We start from the raw sequence: 20973 nt of genomic DNA, 5'->3' as shown, positions 1-20973 counted from the left end.
GTTTTGCTGAGCCGTTATATCACAGTTCAGACGATTGGGCGTGGCCCTGAGCGATGCTGGGCTCATGATTTTGTGAAGGCGCTACTATGCCCTGCTCAGGCGGCAAAGCCAAACCGGGAAATGCGATTAAGGTAATCGCCACTAAGCGGAAGCGCTGTCGGCTTTTCGGTATCGCCCCTGGTAATCAAACAGGGTTTCAATCACTTTCCAGTACCGTTTGTTCTCGAACCGGGCGATCACAAAATCCGGGTGGCGGAAGCGGTCGGACTGACGGACAACCGAGTCGATGTCCGGCAGTCGCAACGGCAGCCCCGGGCTCTTCAGATGGTTGCGGACAAACTGGTGGTAGAACAGGCCCCGTTGCCCCGGTGTGTCGTAGCCGAAGCGCCGGGTCAGGGTCTCCCCATCTTCATCGTGCCAGGTCACTTCAATCTGGCGGACGCCCTGTTTGCCATTGACCGCATCCAGACTCAGACCGGCGCAGCGCAGCACCTTGTAGTCTTTCAGTCGCAGCACTTCGGCCAGGCGCTTGTCGGGGTCGGCGAGGGCTTTTCCGCAACCGTGGCAGTCCCGGGCCGCGATGTCGTTCTCCGCCAGGCAATCGGGGCACTCCTTATAGCGGAAGCGGTAGTCGCACTGGATCGCTTTGTCGTTCTCATCGCTCTGGAAGCCCTGACAACGACGGCCGTAGTGCTCGGTGACCAATCCCTCTTCATCGGTCTTGCCCCAGAAGGCGTTGTCGTGGCCACATTTGGGGCAGGGCACGCTGACCGGGGTGGTGTCCGGGTTGGGGCGCGGTTCACCCACCTCCGGGGAGTAGAGGGAGTAGCCGTTACCGGCATAATCCAGCACCAGACAGTCGGTTTTGCCCTCCGACAGGCGCAGCCCCCGTCCCACCATCTGCTGAAACAGCGCAACGGAGTCGGTGCGGCGGAGCAGGGCGATAAGATCCACATGGGGGGCATCGAAGCCTGTGGTCAGTACCGCCACGTTCACCAGAAACTTCAACTGCCTGGCCTTGAACGCCTCGATCAACTGCAGACGCTCCACCTTGGGGGTTTCTGCGGTAAGCAGGGCGGATTGCCCCTCGGGCAGCAGAGACAGTACTTCGCGGCCATGACGCACGCTGGCGGCGAACACGATCACCCCCTGTCGGCTCTTTGCCTGATCAATCAGCTGTTCGCAGATCAGCGCCGTCGCACGGCCTCGCAGCTCCGGATTGAGCTTTGGCTCGTCGCCATCGTCGCACAGCAACCAACTGGCCACGGCGCCATCCATCATGGTGGGCGGTGTGAGGTAGCCGGACTTGATCAGATGGCTGATGGGGAGTTCGTAGATGCACTCCTCAAACGGCTTGGCTTCGGTGCTTCGCAGCGTGCCCTGGTAATGACGCTGGTAGATCCAGCCGCCGTCCAGCCGGTAGGGGGTGGCGGTCAGACCCAAAACGCACAGTGACGGATTGGCCTCGCGCAGTGTGGACAGCAGGCTTTGATACTGGCTTTCGGATTCCTGGCTGATGCGGTGGCACTCATCGATGATGACGATGGAGTAGGGCTCCGTCAGCTGGCTTTCAGCCCGGGCAAGGGATTGCACCGAGGCGAACACCACTTTGGCGGAGATGTCCTTCTGGCCCAGTCCGGCAGAGTAGACTGAACTCTCCAGCCCGTAGGAATCGAACTTCTCCCGGTTCTGCGCCACCAACTCCTGCACGTGGGTTAACACCAGTACACGCCCACGAGCCAGGCGCGCCAGTTCCGCAATCACCAGACTCTTACCGGCGCCGGTTGGCAACACGACGACAGCGGGGCTGCGCTTCTGGCGAAAGTGGCGGATAACCGCCTGAACGGCGTCTTGTTGGTAGGGGCGAAGGGTGTAGGCCATGGGGGTCTCATCGATTTTTCGGCGTACAGTGTAACGGTTCCCAGGCGCGGAAGTCAGGCCCGATATCGAGAAACAAAAACGCCCCGCAGTGCGGGGCGTTGAAGCAAGGAGGCCGAGCTTACAGCACCATCGCCGCCAACCAGCCTGCGGCCAACAGCGGCAGGTTAAAGTGGATAAAGGTGGGGATCACGGTATCGCGGATGTGGTCGTGCTGACCGTCCGCATTCAGACCGGAGGTCGGACCCAGAGTAGAATCCGAGGCCGGAGAACCCGCATCACCCAGTGCAGCAGCGGTACCCACCAGAGCAATGATGGCCGGAACCGAGAAGCCAAAGCTCAGGCCAAGCGGTACATAGATGGTGGCGATGATCGGAATGGTGGAGAAGGAGGAACCGATCCCCATAGTGATCACCAGGCCCACAAACAGCATCATAAAGGCGGCCAGGGCTTTGTTGTCGCCAATGATGCTCTGGACGGACTCCACCAGCATCGGCACCTCACCGGTGGCTTTAACCACCTCGGCAAACCCTTTGGCGGCGATCATGATAAAGCCGATATTGGCCATCATATGCACGCCGCGGGTAAAGGCGTCCTGAGCGGTGATCTCCTCTTTGTCGATCCCCGCCACGCTCAAAATCACAAAGCCGATCAGGGCACCGAAAATCATGGAGCCGGTCCACAGCTGCACACCCAGTGCCGCGATGATGGCCACCAGTGCCACCTGGATACGGCGGGGGTTCAGTTCGGTATGCTCCGGCTCCGTCGCCAGGATCTGGGCTTCGCTGTAATCTCGGGGCTTGCGGTAACTGATGAAGATGGCGATGGCCAGACCGATCACCATACCGATGGCAGGGATCACCATAGCGGAAGCCACATCACCCACCACCAATTGTTGGACGGCACCACTGTCCACCTGGGCCTGCAGACCGTTGCTCAGCAGGTTCTGCAGCAGCAGGCCCTCCTGGAAGATCAGGCCGAAGCCGACCGGCAGTGCCATATAGGTGGTGACCAGGCCAAAGGTGATGACACAGGCCACCAGACGACGGTCCAGGCGCAGGCTGCTCATCACATGGAGCAGCGGCGGGATCAGGATCGGCACAAAGGCGATGTGTACCGGCACCAGGTTCTGAGACATTACCGCCATGGCAAGAATGGCCATCAGCAGCAATACGCGAACCTTGCGCACTGTGGCCGGATCGGGCGTTCCACCCAGACGGCGGATAATGGAGCGGGACAGCAGGTCGGTAATACCGGTATGGGCCAGCGCCACAGCGAACGCCCCCAACAGCGCGTAGGCCAGGGCCACTTCGGCGCCACCGCCCAGTCCGTCGTTGAAGGCGGAGATGGTGGCATTGATGTCCATACCGGCGGTCAAACCGGCAACGAGAGCACTGGTGATCAGGGCGATCACGACGTTGACCCGGGCGAGGCTCAGGGTCAGCATCAGTGCTACGGCAATAATGACTGCATTCATAGAAAGGGGTGTCTCAATCGTTTTTCTTATCGGAATGGGTGTCGCAAGGCTCCCATTTGTAAGGGATCACCGGTTCACTGTCCATATGGATGGCAGAATGGACTGCGTTTTTTTCCTCCCGCAGGCAAAAGTGTTAGCGGGATAACACAAAATCGACATTCAGTTTTTCTCTCGGCGCAATCGAAAAAGTAGAACAGGAAAGGTGTTGTGCCCGGTTAGAACCGAACGTATTATGCATCGCAACGGTAAGCGACATCGCTAACCGACGGAAATTAAGCCAATACTTTGGAGATGGAAAATGAGCGTACTCGTAGGTCGTCAAGCCCCGGACTTTACTGCAGCTGCTGTACTGGGTAACGGTGAAATCGTAGATTCCTTCAACCTGCACTCTGCTATCAAAGGCAAGCCCGCTGTAGTGTTCTTCTACCCGCTGGACTTCACCTTTGTATGCCCGTCCGAACTGATCGCTTTCGACCACCGCATCGAAGAGTTCCAGAAGCGTGGCGTAGAAGTAATTGGTGTTTCCATCGATTCCCAGTTCTCCCACAACGCCTGGCGTAACACCTCTGTAGAGAACGGCGGCATCGGCCAAGTTCGCTACCCGCTGGTTGCTGACGTTAAGCACGAAATCTGTCAGGCCTACGACGTTGAGCACCCGGAAGCCGGTGTTGCCTTCCGCGCGTCCTTCCTGATTGACAAGGAAGGCCTGGTTCGCCACCAGATCGTAAACGACCTGCCGCTGGGCCGTAACATCGACGAGATGCTGCGTATGGTTGACGCTCTGCAGTTCCACGAAGAGCACGGCGAAGTGTGCCCGGCTCAGTGGGAAAAAGGTAAGCAGGGCATGGACGCTTCCCCGGACGGCGTAGCCCGCTTCCTGTCCGAGCACGCTGAAGGCCTGTAAGCCACAGTGAGCCAAAAAGGCGACCGTTAAGGTCGCCTTTTTTGTGCCGGTTTCAGACAGAGAGAGATCAAAAAGGCGACCCTCGGGTCGCCTTTTGCCATCGCTTATTCTGCCGGGGGCAGCGGCCAGCCGCCCAATTCTTTCCAGCGGTTAACGATATGGCAGAACAGCTCAGCGGTACGCTCGGTGTCGTACAGCGCGGAGTGCGCTTCTTTATTATCAAACGGGATACCGGCGGTGCGACAGGCTTTGGCCAGTACGGTCTGGCCCAGCGCCAGCCCGGAAAGGGCTGCGGTATCAAAGGTGCCGAAGGGGTGGAAGGGCACCCGCTTCAGTTTGGTCCGCTCAGCCGCAGCGTTGACGAAGCTCTGATCAAAGGTGGCGTTGTGGGCCACGATGATGGAGCGGTTGCAGCCCGCCGCTTTCTGTCCCTTGCGTACCATCTTAAAGATCTCAGACAGGGCTTCACGCTCGGAGACAGCACCGCGCAGGGCGCTGAAGGGGTCGGTGATGCCGTTGAACTCCAGCGCAGCCGGTTCCAGGTTTGCGCCTTCAAACGGCGTAACGTGGAAGTGGATTGTCTGGTCCGGTTTGAGCCAACCTTCCTCATCCATCTTGAGGGTGACCGCCGCGATCTCGAGCAGGGCATCGGTCTGAGCGTTGAAACCGGCGGTTTCCACGTCAATCACGACCGGGTAATAGCCCCGGAAACGGTTGCAAAGGAGATGGGCGTCTTTCTGGTTGGTCATAAAACAATCTGGCTGATTCGCAAGGCCGGCCATTATCGCAAACCGGTATGGTGATTGAAATGGCACGACCTTGCCGATTGGTGCTTCTTCGAGCTAAAGCCTGGTCAGAAGACGCCGATAACCAGAAACAGAACGGTAATGGGGGATTGGGAACGATGCGCTGGACAGCTTTATTGATGCTGCTGATGAGTACGGCTGCTCAGGGTGGGATCCGCAACTACGTGGCCCCGATTGAGGGCTCGCTGTGGGAGCTGGAGCAATCCTCTCCGCTGCAATGCGTCCTTACCCACAATATTCCCCGCTATGGCAAGGCGGTGTTTGTCAGCCGTGCCAGCAAGCAACTGAATCTGAACTTTACCCTGGAGATGCGCCGTAAACCGGATGTGACCACCGAGGCCTGGGTGCGCTCTGTGGCACCGGCCTGGCGCCCCGGCGTTCCGCCCCGTGAGATCGGTGAACTCACCTATTACCGCCACTTTAACGGTGAACTGCCCAAGCAGGAGGCCTGGTTGATGCTGACCGAGCTGGAGCAGGGGATGCAGCCGACCTTCTTCTACCAGGATTGGTACAGCCCGGATCAGGTGGCGGTTGGGCTCTCTGCCGCCAACTTCGGCCCCAGTTACCGGGAGTTCGTGAACTGCCTGGATACGCTGCTGCCGTTTGGCTACGAGGACATCGCCTTCTCCGTGTTGCATTACCAGGAAAAGGATGGGGAACTGACCCGGGAGTCCCAGCGCCGGGTGGAGCAGATTATCCAGTATCTCCAACTGGACCCGGCGGTTGAGCTGGTGTTGACCGACACCTACACCGACAGTCACCGCTCCAGGGCCACCAATCAGGCGATCACTCAGCAACAGGCCAAGACCCTGAAAAGCTACCTGGTGCAAGCGGGCATTGATGAGAGCCGGATCTTTGCCACGGCACATGGCGAGCAGCGCCATATCGCCAATAACCGGACAACCCAGGGGCGTGACCTTAACCGTCGCGTGGTGGTACGGGTAGAGTATTGATGGTGTGACCAATCCGCTGACTTTTGTGATAGAAAGCCCGGCCCGATGAGCCGGGCTTTTTGCGTTTTCTGCCGGGGACGACGGTTTGGCTGAATGTCGCGATATCCTTATGAGGTTGTGGTTTCGGCACCTCAACCGAACGTCTGCTCGAGCGCAGTCCGGAAAGCTGCCAGCACCTGACACCACCCAACCCCTTTTTTGTTTTTGATGGTGAAAAAGGCGCGTGAGCCCCTCTCCTCTATTCCGTCGCAGGGTGAGCTTGAAGAGGGGGCCCCACTGCTTCTGTGCGGGCTTTTTTTACAGGTCACCCATTTTGCGATTGGCCGCATCGGCCCTGTGAGCCCCTTTTCTGACTGAGCCTCCCTATCTGATCGTCTTATATGGCGCTTCGCGCTACCCGTTCTCCAATCCGCTGGGTCCAGCGTATTCTTGTGTACCACAATGGGCCCAAAAGCGAGACATTGTATCGCACACTGTTACATTTGATTTCTGTTTCGATACTTATGTCTGTGTGATACTTCGCCTTATCAAACGCAAAGGGGACAGAGAACTGCCCGATACGCTGCTTCAGAGGCGCGCAAACCCAAAGAGGAGACTTATGAAGATACATGCGACAGAGATGGAGTGGACTCAGGTCCCCGCCATCATGCCGTTGTTGGATAGCCCGATGTTTATGTGGGTGCTGTTGTTGGTGACGCTGGGACTCGTGGTGTTTCTGGCACTTCAGTTCTGGAAGCTACACAGCCTTCCCAAAAAGCTGGCGAAAGAGCGGGCTCAAGGGCGATTTGTGTTCTGGCTCTGTATCTTTGGTTTGTGGTTTAAGCCCCTTTGGGTGTTGGCTGCGCTGTTAATGGTGGTGGATTGGGAGGCGCTGCGCGTCTGGTTTGTGGGAGAGAAAGCATGAAAGAGTTATTGATCCCCTATGTGCTGATCTGTTGGTTGCTGTTCCGTTTTGGGTTGGTCGCGAAGCGCCCCAGAAACTACTTTATTGCGACGATGGGGGGTGTGTTGCTGTTTGCGGCACTGTTCTTCGCCCACAGGCTGTACTCCCCGGCGGATCTGACGCACTCGACTCAGGTACGGGCGCCCCATACCGTGATGTCGCCGCCCATCGGTCAGGAGATTGTCGAGATCTATGTTGACCACAACGAGCGGGTCACTAAGGGTCAAAAGCTGTACCGATTGCGGGACGATGAGCAGGTGGCCCGTTTGGACCGAGCGGAAGCGCGGGTAGAGCAGGAGCAGGTAAAGCTCGCCCAGGCTCAACGCCGCCTGGCGGATAAGGTCGACCTGGGTAAATACGCGTCGCTGGATGATCTGAGGTCGGCGCAGGAAGCGGTCGAATTGGCAGAGCTGCATCTGGCGGAGCGTGTTGCTCAGCGGGATCGCGAAGCCGCGACGCTGTCCCGCAATGTCATTACGGCAAAGCATGACGGCCTGGTGACGCATGTGCTGGTGGGCGAGGGCTCTCGGGTGGGGGCTTTACATGTGTACGACACCGGACGGAAGTTCGTCGAGATGCGGATTGCCGATCAATCCTACCAGTACATTGAGCCGGGCCAGTTTGCTGAGTTCTATGTCGACGCCTACCCCGGGCAGATCTTCCGCGCCAGAGTGCACAGCATCACCATGGCGACCGGCGAGTCTCAGGGCAGCCCGTTCCCCTTTGATCAGAGTGTTGGCGGGTTCATCCAGAGAGGGGCTGCACCGGTGGGCCGTACCGTGATTCTGGAGTTCGACGTGCCAGAGGGGCTCGATATGCCTTTGGGAACGACCGGCTCGGCCTGGATCAGCGCGAATAAGCCCCACCCGGCACTGGGCTTTCTCGACATGGTTGGGGCCGCCGTGGTTCGGTTAGGCGCGATCAAATCTTATGTGCAATCGCTGTGAGGCTGGCTGATGAATGGAAGTTCTTACGCTTTACCCGCTCTGGTCTGCATAGCTGGCGGACGTTTGCTCACAAACCTTGGTGCGATCGGAGCCTGGATAGTGGCCACTATAGGGCCCGGTCCGGGCCTGACGACTCAGCGGTAAGCGGTCTTTGGTTTGCCGTCACCAATCGCTACTATTCGAGACAGAGGCTCTGATTTTAGGACTGGCATGAAAAACGATGCAAAGCAGATTATCCAGGTGATTAAAGATCACTTTGGCTATGACAATCGACAACTGGCTGAGTTAACCGGCCTGACGCCAGACGCGATCCGCAAGTTGATTCGAGGCGACCGGCTGGCTTCCGGCCCGACCCTGGCGATCCTTCATGCGATTTATATCAATCGCCATCGAGCAGTGGCGGCCAATATCAATTTGCTGCGGCGCCTGAATAAGGGTGAAGTCAGCCTGGAAGAGGCGGATCAGCAGGTGGTGTTGTAAACACCTGCGGTGGCGGACGCCGCAAAAAGCCCCGGAGCGATGCCGGGGCTTTTTCGTTTATTCGATCAACGCAGACAGTCTGGCCTGGGCCTCTTGCAGATAGGCGGGGGAGTGGAAATGGGCAAGAAGCTCAACCGGTACGGTCAGCTCTGCCTGTTGAAACCGCTCTACAGCAACGCGCAGTTCCGGCACGGCGGTGTCCGCCATCTGGATCTGGCGACTCTGACGGAGCAGTCGGATCAGGTAGCGTCCCTCCTGCCAGGCGACAAGGGCATCCTGATGCTCTGTCGGGCGGGGGCAGGGACCAAGAAGGTCAGACAGCATCACTATCTTGTGAGCAATCTGAGTAACCGAAACGATTTGTTCGGCCAGGGTAAAACTGGAAGCTTTCGGTGAAAACGCTCTATTTATCAATGACTCATGTTTATTCATCGTGGTGTTCTCCCGTGGCAAATTCCATGCGCACCGGCACACGTTGACATAATTTCACTGCAAGTTGTTTAGACGATGTTGATATCGAGATCGTCATTGAGAAACGTCGCTCAGGCGTGATGTGGCTCTCGGTTTGTGGGGCGGGCTGGTGTGACGGGGATCAAAAAAAAGGCCGGTTTCAAACCGGCCTTTTTCTCTCTAAGCCTTATGCGGCTTGGTCTGCGCTTGACGGCGCGGTCGGGCGATTGGCTTTCAGCTCTTCTGGGTCAAAGTCGCTGACGTTGATCGCCTGGAGTCGACCGACTTCAGCAATGCGCAACTGCTCCGCTTCCTGCTCGGTCAGCACACCCAACTCAAGGCCACGCACGGCAATGCGGTCCAGGAACATAAAGGGCAGCTTCTCACCTGCGGCCTTGCACACTTTGTCGTACAGAGGCTCAACGGCAAGGATGCGCTCCAGAGTCTGCTCCAGGGTGCCCAGCGCGTTGTTGTGGTGCGGCTCCAGCCACTGGCCGGCAATCAGGCGGCTGCGGGTCTCAGACGGGGTCTGAAGGATGCGAGCCACTTTGTGATCCAGCGTGTCAGAGGGACGCTTGATCGGTTTGCCGAAGGGGAACAGCAGCACTTTCAGCAGGCCACCAAAGGCCGGGAAGTTGTCCAACAGCTCATCCAGGCTGGTTTGCAGCTTGTGCAGGCTGTCCTCTACGCCCCACTGCAGCAGCGGCAGGTCTTCCACCTGACGGCCTTCATCGTGGTAGCGCTTCAGGGCCGCGGAGGCGAGGTAGAGCTGACTCAGCAGGTCACCCAGACGGGCGGAGATCCGCTCTTTACGCTTCAGGCTGCCGCCCAGCAGACCCATGGAGAGGTCAGACAGCAGGGCCAGGTTGGCGCTGAAACGGTTCATCTGCTGGTAGTAACGCTTGGTCTTGTCGCTGAAGGGGCTGGAGGAGAAGCGTGCTCCGGTCAGGCCCAGCCAGATGCTGCGTACCAGGTTGCTGAAGACAAAGCCAACGTGGCCCCATACCGCCGCATCAAACTCACCCAGTGCTTTGCGCTGGTCCTTATCAAAGGCGGCAGTCATCTCCTTGAGTACATACGGGTGGCAGCGGATGGCGCCCTGGCCGTAGATGATCATGGAGCGGGTCAGGATGTTGGCACCCTCTACGGTGATGGCGATGGGCGCACCCTGATAGCCACGACCCAGGTAGTTGTCCGGACCCAGACAGACGCCCTTACCACCGTGGATATCCATGGCGTCGATCAGGCACTTCTGCATGCGGTCGGTCAGGTGCATCTTAACGATGGCAGAGATAACGGAGGGCTTCTCACCCAGGTTCAGACCGGTGGTGGTCAGGGTGGTGACCCCATCCATCAGGTAGGCGTTACCGCCAATGCGGGCCATCGGTTCCTCAATGCCTTCCATCTTACCGATGGGCAGCTTGAACTGACGACGAACGCGGGCGTAAGCACCGGTTGCGCCAGCGATGGTCTTCACGCCACCGGCAGAGTTGGAGGGCAGGGTGATGCCACGGCCCACAGAGAGACACTCAACCAGCATGCGCCAGCCCTGACCGGCCATCTTCGGACCACCGATGATGAAGTCCAGGGGCACAAACACGTCTTTGCCGCGGGTTGGACCGTTCTGGAACATGTTGTTCAGCGGGAAGTGACGGCGGCCAATCTCCACACCAGGCATGTCGGTGGGGATCAGGGCGCAGGTGATGCCGATCTCTTCTTCACCGCCCAGCAAGCCGTCCGGGTCGCGCAGTTTGAATGCCAGGCCCAGTACGGTAGCCACTGGCGCCAGGGTGATGTAGCGCTTGTTCCAGGTCAGGCGCATACCCAGCACCTCTTTCCCTTCCCACTCGCCTTTGCAGACGATGCCGAAGTCCGGGATTGCACCGGCGTCGGAACCCGCTTCCGGGCTGGTCAGAGCGAAGCAGGGGACCTCCTGGCCTACCGCCAGACGGGGCAGGTAGTGGTCTTTCTGAGCTTCGGTACCATAGTGCTGAAGCAGCTCACCCGGGCCCAGAGAGTTGGGTACGCCCACGGTAGAGGCCAGAACGGTGGAGTGGCCAGCCAGCTTCTGCAGAACGCGGGACTGGGCGTAGGGAGTGAACTCCAGGCCGCCGTACTGCTTCTTGATGATCATGGCGAAGAACTTGTTGTCCTTCAGGTACTGCCACACGTCCTGAGGCAGGTCGGCGTCATAGTGGGTGATCTCAAACTCGTTCACCATCTTCATGACTTCTTCCACCGGACCATCCAGGAACGCTTGCTCCTCGGCGGTCAGAGTGGGGGCCGGATAGTTGTGCAGGGTGTTCCAGTTGGGCTTACCGGAAAACAGGTCCGCATCCCACCAGACGGTACCAGCTTCGATGGCGTCTTTTTCGGTTTGGGACATCTCCGGCATGATCCCTTTAAACACCTTGAGGATCGGAGCGGTCAGCAGTGCGCGGCGTACCGGAGCCAGGTTCAACGGCAGGAACACCACAGCAAACAGTCCCCATCCAATGGGACCAACCAGGCCCAAAAACTGGCCAATCCCGAGCAGGACGGCAGTCAGGGCGGTAAACACGAGTAGGGAGGCCCGATGGTATAGGGCCGCTCCCAGAATCACGATGGCAGCGAGGCTCCAAAGCAGGGTAGTCACAGTCATTCTCCTTGTGTCTCGGTGCGCCAGGCACTGTGCGAGTGATCACAGTGTATGACACAGATCCGACCAGTGTCACGAAAAAAGTAAACAATCGTTTGATTCTTTGCTAGGGCGTTGGTTGATACGGGGCTGGGCGAGATTTGGCTTTCTCGCTATCCTAGGCGCAAGCGGCGTCACGCTGCAGGTAAGGGAAAGAAAAGGACGCAAATATTCATGTGTGAATTACTGGCGATGAGCGCCAATGTGCCGACGGACATCGTCTTCAGTTTTACCGGTCTGGTGGAGCGGGGAGGCAAAACCGGCCCCCACCGGGACGGTTGGGGCATCACCTTCTATGATGGCCCCGGTAATCGCACCTTTAAGGACAGCGATCCGAGCTGTCATTCCGAGGTGGCCAGTCTGCTTAAGTCCTATCCCATCAAGTCCAAAACCGTTGTCAGCCATATCCGCCAAGCCAACCGGGGGCGGGTTTGCCTGGAGAACACCCACCCCTTCGGCCGTGAGTTGTGGGGTCGCAACTGGTGCTTTGCCCACAATGGGCAGCTGAGCGATTACCGACAGGCGCTGAAGCCTGAACGCTTTCTTCCGGTGGGTAACACCGACAGTGAACTGGCCTTTTGTACCCTGATGGACCGACTGGCTGAGCGCTATCCCAAGCCCCCGAAGGATCGCAGGCAAGCGTTTCGTTTTCTGGCCAAAGAGGGAAGGGCGCTGCAGGAGCTTGGGGTGTTCAATATGCTGATCACCGACGGGGTTTATCTGTTGGCGCTGTGCGGCAGTAACCTGCACTGGCTCACCCGTCAGGCCCCTTTTGGGGAGGCGCGGCTGATCGATACCGAGGTGGTGATCGATTTTAAGAAGGAGACCACGCCGGATGATGTGGTCACTGTGATTGCGACCCGGCCACTGACCAGCAATGAGCAATGGCACAAGATGGAACCGGGCAGTTGGTGCCTGTTCCGAGAGGGGAAGGTGGTGGCCCAGGGGTAATTCCCCCGGGCCTGCGGGCTCAGTTGAACGTCACCTTTTGCAGGCGCATGTCCGCTTTCAGTTCGCCATCCTCGAAGTGGGCGAGGCGGGCAACCACGTAGTTCATCTCAGGAATAAACCAGATCAGGGTGCGCTTGGGATCACCCGCTTCGCGGATCCGCTCCACCTTTATGGTGCTCACCGTTCCCATCGGAATGGTGACCTCCTCCTCGCCGACCAGGCGATAGACGTATTCCCGTTCAGCGGTTTTCTGAATCAGTGGGTAGTGCATCTCCGGTTTCCCGGCTGCCACATCCAGGCGCAATTGCTGCTGATAGAGCAGGGAGTCGTAGATGGGGTTCTGCATCGGGAACACCTTCTCCCGTTTTTTATAGCGCGCGACGATCTGGCTGCCCTCAAACTGGATGCTGGCACCAAAGTCCGGCCCGCTGCCCTTGCGCTTCATCTGATAGTTCAGTGGCTTGAGTACGTCGTTTTCCTGGCGCAGGAATTCGGTGGTTTCGGTGCGAACGTCCGACAGCAGCAACCAGGAAACGCTGCTCTGATAGCCCATTTTGTAGCGGTTCTCTCCGAGCTGCTCCAGGGTGTAATAGCCGCCACCCAGGGAGGACTTGCCGTGGAACACTTCGTAGTCCGCCCGGAAGGGGGTAAAGGGGTCGGCCTGGCCCAACATGGGCAGCACCAGCAATAAACAGCACAGCAGACGCATCATCAAAGGCGGTTCCTAATCAGTAATCCAGTTGCCACAACAGTTCGGCCAAATCCGGTTGCCACTGATACAGGGACAGCGCCACCCGGCCATTGTTCACTTCCACTCCCTCATTGCGCAGCCGCATCATCTGCTCCCGATAGCCGGGGCTGTCTTTTGGGATGCTGATTTTGCCACTGGCGCCGATGACCCGGTACCAGGGCAGTTGACGCTCAGCCGGGGCCAGCCGCAGTGCCCGGGCGGCCAACCTGGCCCGCCCCGGCAGACCGGCGAGGTCCGCCAACTGACCATAGCTGACCACGCGACCGTAGGGCACCCGTTCCAGGGTGTTCCATATCCGCATCAGGCTGTCGGCGTTGGCGTTCTTGTCTTTGGTCATTTGCGCTGGGACTCAGGCTTGGTAGTCTGGGGGAAATTCTTGTTCATTATCGGTCAGTTCCATGAAAAAGAGAATCGGACTATTGCTTGTTACAGCGCTGTTGGCGGGCTGCCAGAGTGGTGGCCCTGCCAGCTTTGCTGCACACAGTTATTCTGGCCCCTTACAGCGAGTAGACAGTGAAAGTTTAGGTGCGGCGTCGGGCATGAGCTGCCAGCGATACTGGATCTATCTGCTGCCTGCGGGTGAGCCGCCGTCCACTCAGGTGGCGCTGGAACGGGCCATGGCATCACGGGCTGATACCGAGTTTCTGGTCAATATGACGGTGGAGACCCGGCTGGATGTGCAAGCTGGCTATATGGATCAGTGCATCCTGGTGGAGGGCGAGGCCCGTCGTCGGGTCGCGCCCTGACGCCTGACCGCATCCGCACCTATACTGCGACGACCACCGCAGCGAACCCAACCAAGGAGCGATGATGGAACTGTTATCCCAGACCGAAGTGTTTGATGGCTGGTTGCGTCGTTATCGCCATCACAGTGAGGCCACCTCAACCGAGATGGTGTTTGCGGTGTTTCTGCCTCCCCAGGTGATGGCGGCCCGGGTGCCGGTACTCTACTGGCTGTCGGGTCTCACCTGTACCGACGAGAACTTTTGCCAGAAAGCCGGGGCGTTTCGTCTGGCGGCACAACTGGGCCTGGCCATCGTCTGTCCCGACACCAGCCCCCGGGGGCTGACGCTGCCTGGAGAGCATGACGATGATGACTTCGGCTCTGGCGCAGGCTTCTATGTGGATGCAACTGAGCCACCCTGGGCGGATCACTATCGGATGTACGAGTACGTGACCGATGAGTTGCCGTCGCTGGTGGAGATCAACCTGCCGGTTCGGGCGGATAAGAGCATCTGTGGTCACTCCATGGGGGGGCATGGGGCCCTGGTGGCGGCGTTGCGTAACCCGGGTGTGTACGCGTCGGTCTCGGCGTTCTCTCCCATTTGCCACCCCACCCAGGCGCCTTGGGGGCGAAAAGCCTTTGCCGGTTATCTGGGGCCGGATGAGGCGAGTTGGCGGGATTATGATGCCACCCTGCTGGTGGCCAGCGCCGAGGAGCGTTTGCCGATCCTGATCGATCAGGGCAGCAAGGACCCGTTCCTGTCAGAGCAGTTGATGCCGGAAGCGTTTCGGGCCGCCTGCGAAGCGGTGGATCACCCCCTGACCCTGCGGATGCATCCCGGCTACGACCACAGCTACTACTTTATTGCCACCTTTATTGACGACCACCTGCGCTTCCACGCTCAGGCACTGGGGGCTTAATGGTCGGGCGGCGAGGAGAAGGACGCTAAGTGCAAAGGTGGGGCCTGGGAGGCCCCACTTTTTTTGACCAGCATTCTGGCTGGCACCCCCGCCAATACACAGTTTTCCTCATTAAACGACCGATTTACGACCGCATTGGCGCCGATGGTGGCGCCACTGGCGATGGTGATGGTGTCGTAGATCTTCACGCCGGGACCGATGTAGATGTTGTCTCCCAGTGTGGGGACGCGCTCCTTGCTGTCGGGGTGGCGGCCAATGCAGACATCGGTATGGATGGTGCAGTTACGCCCGATGCGGGCCCGGGTATTGATGACGATGGTGCCGTAGTGGGGGATATAAAGCCCGGGGCCAAAGGTGTTGATGGGAATGGTGAAACCCAGGGTTCTTGAGCGCCAGCGAAACAAAGGGCAGAGCAGCAGGTAACCGGTCCGGTGTTTGCTGTTGTACAACCATTCGCAAAGACGCAGCAGCACAGTAAATTGCCAGATTGCATCAAAAAAATACTTGGTTGCACCCGGGGAGCGCTTGGAGCGAACCCTGTCTTGCTCTAAGTACTGCTTGAATGTCACGTAACTGCTTATCGGCATAGTGAATTCCGCAAGGTTCCTCAGTTTGACGCCAGTCTCGGCGGCTGGAACGGGCCGGTTATTTGCTCTTGTTACAGCGAATTTCCGAGTTGTCAGCATAGCAGGCACATCGTGAAGTGTGCGTATCTTCACCCTCTATGCCTTCTATTTTACTTGCGCTCATTCACCGGAACACTAAAATTACTGTATATCTATACAGTAATTGTTTTGGACATGATGGAAGCGTCGGTTTCTCATTTACTTACTCGAAACGACATCTGGCTGGCCAGTCAGAATGCGCTCCGTGAAGGGGGGATCCCAACGGGGTTTGCCCGGTTGGATCAGCATCTGGCGCAGGGGGGGTGGCCTCAGCATGGGGTGGTGGAGTTGTTGGGTGAAGCGATCGGACTCTCTCCTCTGTTGCAGCCTCTCTTGAGTCAGGCTGAACAATCCCGCTGGCTGCTCTGTGTTGCACCGCCCTTGTTGCCTTATGGACCGGGGCTGCAGCAGTTGGGCGTGGATCTGAGTCGCTTCGTCTGTGTGGAAACCCCTTGTGAACAGGAGCGTCTGTGGGCACTGGAGCAGGCGCTGAACAGTGGGCGCTGTGGTCTGGTCCTGGCCTGGCTCTCTGCCCCGACCGTGGCGCAGGTACGCCGTTTGCAGCTGGCGGCGGAGCGGGGCCGCTGTCTGTTGATGCTGCATCTGCCTGAGGTGCTGGCGGAGCAGCCCCACCCGGTGCCTCTGCGCCTGCAGTGGGCCCACGCTTCCGGCGGGATCCGCGTCACCCTGCTGAAGCAGCGGGGTGGCTGGCCCAGAGCCCCCTTTCTGTTGCCCTTCAGGGAAGAGGGGCCATCCTCTGCCCTGAACACGCCGGTGTTGGTGCAGGGGCCCTGGTGATGCTGGCGGGCATCCACTTCCCGGACCTGGCACTGCATCACCTGGCCCGGGGCGTCTCGGACAGCATGCGTCCGATGGCACTGATCGACGGCCATCCCCTGATGATTCGGCAGTGCAACGAGGCCGCCGGAAGCGCGGGTGTGGTCTCTGGCCAGCGCCTGGCGACGGCCACCGCCCTGTGTGACAGCCTGCTGTGTTACCCCATGCCTGATGAAACCCCCATGCTGGAGGCGATGGCCCAATGGGCTTATGGCCTCAGTGGACAGGTCATGCTGTTTCCACCCCATACCCTGGTGCTGGAGGTGCGCTCAATGTTGCGCCTGTTTGGCGGTTTACCTGCCTGGATAGCCGCATTGGAGCAGGGGTTGGCAGCGTTGCAGCTCCCCGCCCGCTGGGCATTGTCGGAAACCCCGCTGGCGGCCGCGTTGCTGGCTCAGGCGGGACAGCATGAGCCGAAGCCCCGCCCCGTCCGCGAGGCGCTGGGGCCATTGCCACTGAGCGCCTGGGCACTGCCCGGTGAGGCAGAGCCGCGTCTGGCGGGGATGGGAGTGCGTGAGGGGAAGGCCCTGCTGGCACTGCCTCGGGCGGAGCTGGGACAGCGCTTCGGGGCGGAGTTGCTGCTCTATCTGGAGCGGCTGCTGGGGGAGCGTCCCGACCCCCGCTCCCATTTTGTGCCGCCGGAGCATTACCAGCGACGGCTGGAGATGATGGAGGAGATCGAAACCGTGGCGGTGCTGCGCTTCCCACTGAATCGACTCTTTCTGGAACTGGCGGAGGTGCTGCGCCGTCGTCAACTGGCCGCCACCCATCTGCAGCTGAGTCTGCGCCATCGCCACCGGCCTGCCACCGAACTGATACTGCGCCCTGCTGGCCCGGAGCACCGGGCGGAGGTGTGGATGACCCTGTGCCAGCTGCAACTGGAGCGGCTGGTGCTGTATGAGCCGGTGATGGCTCTGGAGCTGTCGGCACCCACTCTGTTGCCACTGGAACTGGAGGGCGGAACCCTGCTGGCGGGCTCGCGTCCTGACCGGGCGGCACGGGATCTGCTGGCCCAGCTTCAGGCTCGTCTGGGCTCTGAGCGGATCTACAGCCTGCAAACCGTGGCTGAGGGTCGCCCGGAGCTGGCCCAGCGCCGCTGCTTGCCGGGGCAGGGAAAGGGGCAGGACGACCTCCCCGAACGGCCCCCCTGGCTGCTGCCGGAGCCGGTGCCGGTGGCGCGCGCCGGTTTGACGCTGGTGAGCGGCCCGGAGCGGATCGAAACCGGCTGGTGGGATGAGCACCCTGTAGCGCGTGATTACTTCGTGGCGGAAGACGGTGCGGGACGGCGTATGTGGCTGTTCCGGGATGGCCGGGGCTGGTTTGTGCACGGGTGGTTTTGATCATGGGATTTGCCCAGCTTCGCTCATTCAGCAACTTCAGCTTTCTGCAGGGGGCGTCTCATCCAGAAGAGTTGGTGGAGCAGGCGGCAGCACTGGGCTATCGGGCCCTGGCGCTGACCGATGAGTGCTCCCTGGCTGGCGTGGTAAAGGCGCATATGGCGGCCAAAGCGCAGGGGCTAAAACTGATTGTGGGCAGCGAATTTGTGCTGGCGGAGCACCGTCTGGTGCTGTTGGCGATGAACCGCATCGGCTATGGCGAACTATCGGCCCTGATCAGCACCGCCCGGCGTCGCAGTGAAAAGGGGCAGTACAGACTGAACTGGGAGGATCTTGGTCAGCCGAATTGTTTGCTGTTGTGGTCTCCCCCCGTGCCGGAGCAAGCGCAGGAGCGGGGGGCCTGGCTGGCGGAGCGGTTCCCGGATCGACTCTACCTGATGGCGGAGCGATTGCTGCGCGGCGGGGAGGGGGAGTGGCTGTTGGCGCAACAACAGCTGGGTGAGCAACTGGGTCGGCCCCTGGTGGCGGCGGATCCAGTGCGGATGCACGAAAAATCGCGTCAGCCGCTGCTGGACGCATTGACCTGCATCCGCCTGGGCTGTGCGCTGGAGCAGGCCGGAGGTCGGGTGGCAGGGAATGCGGAAGCCTACCTGAAGCCGCAGGAAAGATTGGCTCAGCGTCACCGCCCGGCCTGGCGGGAAACTACAACGGCCATTGCGGGCCGCTGCCACTTCTCCCTGGATGAGTTGCGTTATGAGTACCCGGCAGAACTGGTGCCGGAGGGGATGGGCGCCAGCGAGTACCTGCGCCAGGAAACCATGAAGGGCGCCCGGCAGCGCTTTGGTGACACGTTGCCGGAGCCGGTTCGGCGGCAGCTGGAGCAGGAGTTCAGCCTGATCGATGAGCTGGGTTACCACTACTTCTTCCTCACCATCTACGACATTGTTCAGTTCGCCAAAGCGGAAGGGATCCTGCACCAGGGGCGGGGGTCGGCGGCCAACTCCGTGGTCTGCTATTGCCTGGGGATCACCGAGGTGGACCCGACCAAGGTCAACCTGCTGTTTGAGCGCTTTCTCTCCCGGGAGCGGGATGAGCCGCCGGACATCGATGTGGATTTTGAGCACCAGCGGCGGGAGGAGGTGATCCAGTACATCTACCGCAAATATGGCCGCGATCGGGCGGCGCTGGCGGCCACGGTGATCAGCTATCGCTTTAAGAGTGCCATGCGGGATCTGGGCAAGGTGCTGGGGATTGAGGAGGGGCAGATTGAGCGTTGGATCCGCGGTGTCGATAGGCGGGACCCGACCCGGCCCTGGCAGGAGCAGCTTCGGACGTTGGGGCTGAGTGGCCGTCGCGGCGAGTTGCTGCTGACGCTGGTTGCACAGTTGCTGGGGTTTCCCCGTCACCTGTCTCAACACGTGGGAGGCTTTGTGATCTCCGCTGGCCCCCTGTCGGAGCTGGTACCGGTGGAAAACGCGGCGATGGCGGAGCGCACGGTGATCCAGTGGGACAAGGATGATCTGGAGGCCCTGGGGCTGCTCAAGGTGGACATCCTGGCGTTGGGGATGCTCAGCGCCATTCGTCGCTGTCTCGCGCTGGTGGGGGAGTGGCAGAAGCACCCGATGCAACTCTCCGACGTGGTCTGGGAGGAGCCGGAGGTGTACGACATGCTGTGCCACGCGGACAGCATCGGGGTGTTCCAGATCGAATCCCGGGCCCAGAGCAATATGCTGCCCCGACTGCGGCCCCGCTGCTATTACGACCTGGTGGTGCAGATCGCTATTGTCCGCCCCGGCCCTATCCAGGGGGACATGGTGCACCCCTATTTGAAGCGACGACATGGGCTTGAGCCGGTCAGCTACCCCAGTGAAGCGGTGCGTGAGGTACTGGAGCGCACCCTGGGGGTGCCGATTTTCCAGGAGCAGGTGATCAAACTGGCGATGGTGGCAGCCGGGTTCTCCGGTGGTGAGGCGGATCAACTGCGCCGGGCCATGGCCAGTTGGAAGCGCCATGGAGAGCTGGAAAAGTTTGAGCGCAAGCTTAAGGGCGGTATGGCGGAGCGGGGCTACAGCGCCGAGTTTGCGGACCAGATTTTTCGCCAGATCCGCGGCTTTGGCGAGTACGGATTTCCGGAGTCCCACTCCGCCAGTTTTGCTCTGCTCGCCTACGCGTCCGCCTGGCTGAAGTACCATTATCCGGTGGCGTTTACCTGCGCGCTGCTCAACAGCCAGCCAATGGGGTTTTATACCCCGTCCCAATTGGTGCAGGACCTGCAGCGCCATGGTGGCGTGGTGCGTCCGGTGTCCGTCAACCACAGCCAGTGGGATCACCAGCTGGAAGCGGTTGAGGGTGAGATGGCGTTGCGTCTGGGGTTGCGTCTGGTGAAGGGGTTGAGTCGTCGCGCTGCCGAGGCTCTGCTGGCGGCGCGGCCGGACTCGGGCTTCACCTCGGTGCATCAGTTGGTGAAAAGTGCCGGGCTTGACCGGGGCGCGCTGGAAGCGCTCGCCAGTGCCAATGCGCTGGCCGATCTGGCGGGCCACCGGCATCAGGCGCGCTGGCTGCTGGCGGGGGAGGCGCAGCAACTGCCGCTGTTTGCGGAGTGTGAAACCGGTACCCAGGTCAGCCTGACGGCACCGGAGGAGGCGGAGTCGATTCTGGCGGATTATCACCAGTTGGGGCTGAGCCTCGGCCGCCACCCCTTGAGCCTGTTGCGGGAGCAGGGAGCGTTAGCACGCTGTCTGACCGCGGCGGAACTGCTCAATTGCCGGCATGGGCAACTGGTGCAGCTGGCGGGCTTGGTGGTGGGGCGTCAGCGGCCGGGTACCGCCTCCGGGGTGACCTTTATCACCCTGGAGGATGAAACCGGCAACGCCAATGTGGTGGTGTGGGCGGACACCGCACGGGCTCAGCGTCAGCCCTATCTGACGGCGCGCTTGCTGAAGGTCAACGGCATCCTGGAGCGGGAGGGGGAGGTGATCCATGTGATTGCAGGCAGGCTGGAGGATTGGTCGGAGCGGATCCAGAAACTGGCGGTGCGTTCCCGGGATTTTCGTTGAGAAAAAGACCTTCTTTGTGGTGATCCCGCCCGGACATCAACCCGTAAAGCAGAAAGAAGCCAGGATGTCGGGCCTTGAGCCTCTATCCTCGCCCAGCCAACTCTCCCGGCACACTGGCTTCACCTCTATTCCTTGTTCGCCTGATGTGTGCCGCCGAAAGGCGGCCTTTTTTTGGGGTGCGTTGGCGCATTGTGGCGTGGCTTGTTAACGGTCTGAC

The 20973-nt window shown here is 60.1% G+C and carries 19 protein-coding genes; 11 read left to right on the top strand and 8 right to left on the bottom strand.

Going from position 1 to position 20973, the window contains the following annotated elements; translation table 11 throughout:
• Window positions 1–141 precede the first annotated feature (141 nt).
• Entirely contained in the window at window positions 142–1881 is a 1740-nt protein-coding gene (locus tag KUV52_RS15195) for a DEAD/DEAH box helicase (protein ID WP_222526753.1), read from the bottom strand.
• A gap of 118 nt (window positions 1882–1999) precedes the next feature.
• Complete coding sequence (locus KUV52_RS15190; RefSeq protein WP_222526752.1) at window positions 2000–3355, bottom strand: Na+/H+ antiporter family protein; 1356 nt, start codon at window positions 3353–3355, stop codon at window positions 2000–2002.
• A gap of 298 nt (window positions 3356–3653) precedes the next feature.
• Here KUV52_RS15190 and KUV52_RS15185 point away from each other — a divergent pair, with 298 nt between their 5' ends.
• Complete coding sequence (locus tag KUV52_RS15185) at window positions 3654–4259, top strand: peroxiredoxin (RefSeq protein WP_013345788.1); 606 nt, start codon at window positions 3654–3656, stop codon at window positions 4257–4259.
• Between the two features lie 104 nt (window positions 4260–4363).
• Here the strand turns inward: KUV52_RS15185 and rnt are convergent, their stop codons facing one another.
• Window positions 4364–5008 carry a ribonuclease T gene (gene rnt, locus KUV52_RS15180; protein ID WP_222526751.1) on the bottom strand — a complete coding sequence of 215 codons (645 nt, stop codon included), beginning with the start codon at window positions 5006–5008 and terminating at the stop codon, window positions 4364–4366.
• Window positions 5009–5067: 59 nt separating this feature from the next.
• Here rnt and KUV52_RS15175 point away from each other — a divergent pair, with 59 nt between their 5' ends.
• The 4 genes from KUV52_RS15175 to KUV52_RS15160 all read left to right on the top strand — a co-directional run bounded on the left by KUV52_RS15175 (window position 5068) and on the right by KUV52_RS15160 (window position 8388).
• Window positions 5068–6018 (top strand): flagellar protein MotY, encoded by a 951-nt coding sequence (locus KUV52_RS15175; protein ID WP_315900123.1) that lies wholly within the window; start codon window positions 5068–5070, stop codon window positions 6016–6018.
• Window positions 6019–6616: 598 nt separating this feature from the next.
• A complete protein-coding gene (locus tag KUV52_RS15170) occupies window positions 6617–6922 on the top strand; it encodes an Mg2+ and Co2+ transporter (RefSeq protein WP_222526750.1) in 306 nt (101 codons plus the stop codon).
• Window positions 6919–7908, top strand: coding sequence for an efflux RND transporter periplasmic adaptor subunit (locus tag KUV52_RS15165; RefSeq protein WP_222526749.1), 990 nt, complete (start codon window positions 6919–6921; stop codon window positions 7906–7908). The genes KUV52_RS15170 and KUV52_RS15165 overlap by 4 nt, the downstream gene beginning before the upstream one ends.
• A 210-nt stretch (window positions 7909–8118) precedes the next feature.
• Window positions 8119–8388 carry a helix-turn-helix domain-containing protein gene (locus tag KUV52_RS15160; protein WP_222526748.1) on the top strand — a complete coding sequence of 90 codons (270 nt, stop codon included), beginning with the start codon at window positions 8119–8121 and terminating at the stop codon, window positions 8386–8388.
• A 57-nt stretch (window positions 8389–8445) separates the two neighbouring features.
• Here the strand turns inward: KUV52_RS15160 and KUV52_RS15155 are convergent, their stop codons facing one another.
• Entirely contained in the window at window positions 8446–8712 is a 267-nt protein-coding gene (locus KUV52_RS15155; protein ID WP_222526747.1) for a hypothetical protein, read from the bottom strand.
• Between the two features lie 313 nt (window positions 8713–9025).
• Window positions 9026–11473, bottom strand: coding sequence for an acyl-CoA dehydrogenase FadE (fadE, locus tag KUV52_RS15150; RefSeq protein WP_222526746.1), 2448 nt, complete (start codon window positions 11471–11473; stop codon window positions 9026–9028).
• Window positions 11474–11689: 216 nt separating this feature from the next.
• Between fadE and KUV52_RS15145 the strand changes: the two genes are divergently transcribed.
• Window positions 11690–12466, top strand: coding sequence for a class II glutamine amidotransferase (locus KUV52_RS15145; protein ID WP_222526745.1), 777 nt, complete (start codon window positions 11690–11692; stop codon window positions 12464–12466).
• A gap of 19 nt (window positions 12467–12485) precedes the next feature.
• Here KUV52_RS15145 and KUV52_RS15140 read toward each other — a convergent pair whose 3' ends face one another.
• Window positions 12486–13178, bottom strand: coding sequence for a DUF3108 domain-containing protein (locus KUV52_RS15140; RefSeq protein WP_222526744.1), 693 nt, complete (start codon window positions 13176–13178; stop codon window positions 12486–12488).
• A 16-nt stretch (window positions 13179–13194) separates the two neighbouring features.
• Window positions 13195–13554: an MGMT family protein gene (locus KUV52_RS15135; protein ID WP_222526743.1), complete on the bottom strand. Its 360-nt coding sequence runs from the start codon at window positions 13552–13554 to the stop codon at window positions 13195–13197.
• A 202-nt stretch (window positions 13555–13756) separates the two neighbouring features.
• Here KUV52_RS15135 and KUV52_RS15130 point away from each other — a divergent pair, with 202 nt between their 5' ends.
• Window positions 13757–13963, top strand: coding sequence for a hypothetical protein (locus KUV52_RS15130; protein ID WP_222526742.1), 207 nt, complete (start codon window positions 13757–13759; stop codon window positions 13961–13963).
• Between the two features lie 64 nt (window positions 13964–14027).
• On the top strand, window positions 14028–14861 hold the full coding sequence (gene fghA, locus KUV52_RS15125) for an S-formylglutathione hydrolase (protein ID WP_222526741.1): 834 nt from the start codon (window positions 14028–14030) through the stop codon (window positions 14859–14861).
• On the opposite strand, the gene KUV52_RS15120 is transcribed toward fghA, so the two are convergent.
• Window positions 14858–15448 (bottom strand): serine O-acetyltransferase, encoded by a 591-nt coding sequence (locus KUV52_RS15120; protein WP_222526740.1) that lies wholly within the window; start codon window positions 15446–15448, stop codon window positions 14858–14860. The genes fghA and KUV52_RS15120 overlap by 4 nt on opposite strands.
• Window positions 15449–15664: 216 nt before the next feature.
• Between KUV52_RS15120 and imuA the strand changes: the two genes are divergently transcribed.
• Genes imuA through KUV52_RS15105 form a run of 3 tightly spaced genes read left to right on the top strand, consistent with a single transcriptional unit; the run spans window position 15665 to window position 20756 of the window.
• A complete protein-coding gene (imuA, locus tag KUV52_RS15115; protein ID WP_222526739.1) occupies window positions 15665–16324 on the top strand; it encodes a translesion DNA synthesis-associated protein ImuA in 660 nt (219 codons plus the stop codon).
• A complete protein-coding gene (locus tag KUV52_RS15110) occupies window positions 16324–17703 on the top strand; it encodes a Y-family DNA polymerase (protein ID WP_222526738.1) in 1380 nt (459 codons plus the stop codon). Before imuA ends, KUV52_RS15110 begins: the two co-directional genes overlap by 1 nt.
• Before the next feature lie 2 nt (window positions 17704–17705).
• A complete protein-coding gene (locus KUV52_RS15105) occupies window positions 17706–20756 on the top strand; it encodes an error-prone DNA polymerase (RefSeq protein ID WP_222526737.1) in 3051 nt (1016 codons plus the stop codon).
• The last annotated feature ends 217 nt before the right edge of the window (window positions 20757–20973 follow it).

Origin of the sequence: Ferrimonas balearica (assembly GCF_019802055.1) — a bacterium.
Taxonomy (GTDB): Bacteria; Pseudomonadota; Gammaproteobacteria; order Enterobacterales; family Shewanellaceae; genus Ferrimonas; species Ferrimonas balearica_A.
Note: the sequence above shows the minus strand (reverse complement) of the source record. Positions and strands in the feature narration are given on the sequence as shown.

Coding starts and splice junctions, on each gene's coding strand:
- KUV52_RS15195 (WP_222526753.1), bottom strand. CDS start 1,881: ATGGCCTACACCCTTCGCCCCTACCAACAAGACGCCGTTCAGGCGGTT.
- KUV52_RS15190 (WP_222526752.1), bottom strand. CDS start 3,355: ATGAATGCAGTCATTATTGCCGTAGCACTGATGCTGACCCTGAGCCTC.
- KUV52_RS15185 (WP_013345788.1), top strand. CDS start 3,654: ATGAGCGTACTCGTAGGTCGTCAAGCCCCGGACTTTACTGCAGCTGCT.
- rnt (WP_222526751.1), bottom strand. CDS start 5,008: ATGACCAACCAGAAAGACGCCCATCTCCTTTGCAACCGTTTCCGGGGC.
- KUV52_RS15175 (WP_315900123.1), top strand. CDS start 5,068: ATGGCACGACCTTGCCGATTGGTGCTTCTTCGAGCTAAAGCCTGGTCA.
- KUV52_RS15170 (WP_222526750.1), top strand. CDS start 6,617: ATGAAGATACATGCGACAGAGATGGAGTGGACTCAGGTCCCCGCCATC.
- KUV52_RS15165 (WP_222526749.1), top strand. CDS start 6,919: ATGAAAGAGTTATTGATCCCCTATGTGCTGATCTGTTGGTTGCTGTTC.
- KUV52_RS15160 (WP_222526748.1), top strand. CDS start 8,119: ATGAAAAACGATGCAAAGCAGATTATCCAGGTGATTAAAGATCACTTT.
- KUV52_RS15155 (WP_222526747.1), bottom strand. CDS start 8,712: ATGCTGTCTGACCTTCTTGGTCCCTGCCCCCGCCCGACAGAGCATCAG.
- KUV52_RS15145 (WP_222526745.1), top strand. CDS start 11,690: ATGTGTGAATTACTGGCGATGAGCGCCAATGTGCCGACGGACATCGTC.
- KUV52_RS15140 (WP_222526744.1), bottom strand. CDS start 13,178: ATGATGCGTCTGCTGTGCTGTTTATTGCTGGTGCTGCCCATGTTGGGC.
- KUV52_RS15135 (WP_222526743.1), bottom strand. CDS start 13,554: ATGACCAAAGACAAGAACGCCAACGCCGACAGCCTGATGCGGATATGG.
- KUV52_RS15130 (WP_222526742.1), top strand. CDS start 13,757: ATGAGCTGCCAGCGATACTGGATCTATCTGCTGCCTGCGGGTGAGCCG.
- fghA (WP_222526741.1), top strand. CDS start 14,028: ATGGAACTGTTATCCCAGACCGAAGTGTTTGATGGCTGGTTGCGTCGT.
- KUV52_RS15120 (WP_222526740.1), bottom strand. CDS start 15,448: ATGCCGATAAGCAGTTACGTGACATTCAAGCAGTACTTAGAGCAAGAC.
- imuA (WP_222526739.1), top strand. CDS start 15,665: ATGGAAGCGTCGGTTTCTCATTTACTTACTCGAAACGACATCTGGCTG.
- KUV52_RS15110 (WP_222526738.1), top strand. CDS start 16,324: ATGCTGGCGGGCATCCACTTCCCGGACCTGGCACTGCATCACCTGGCC.
- KUV52_RS15105 (WP_222526737.1), top strand. CDS start 17,706: ATGGGATTTGCCCAGCTTCGCTCATTCAGCAACTTCAGCTTTCTGCAG.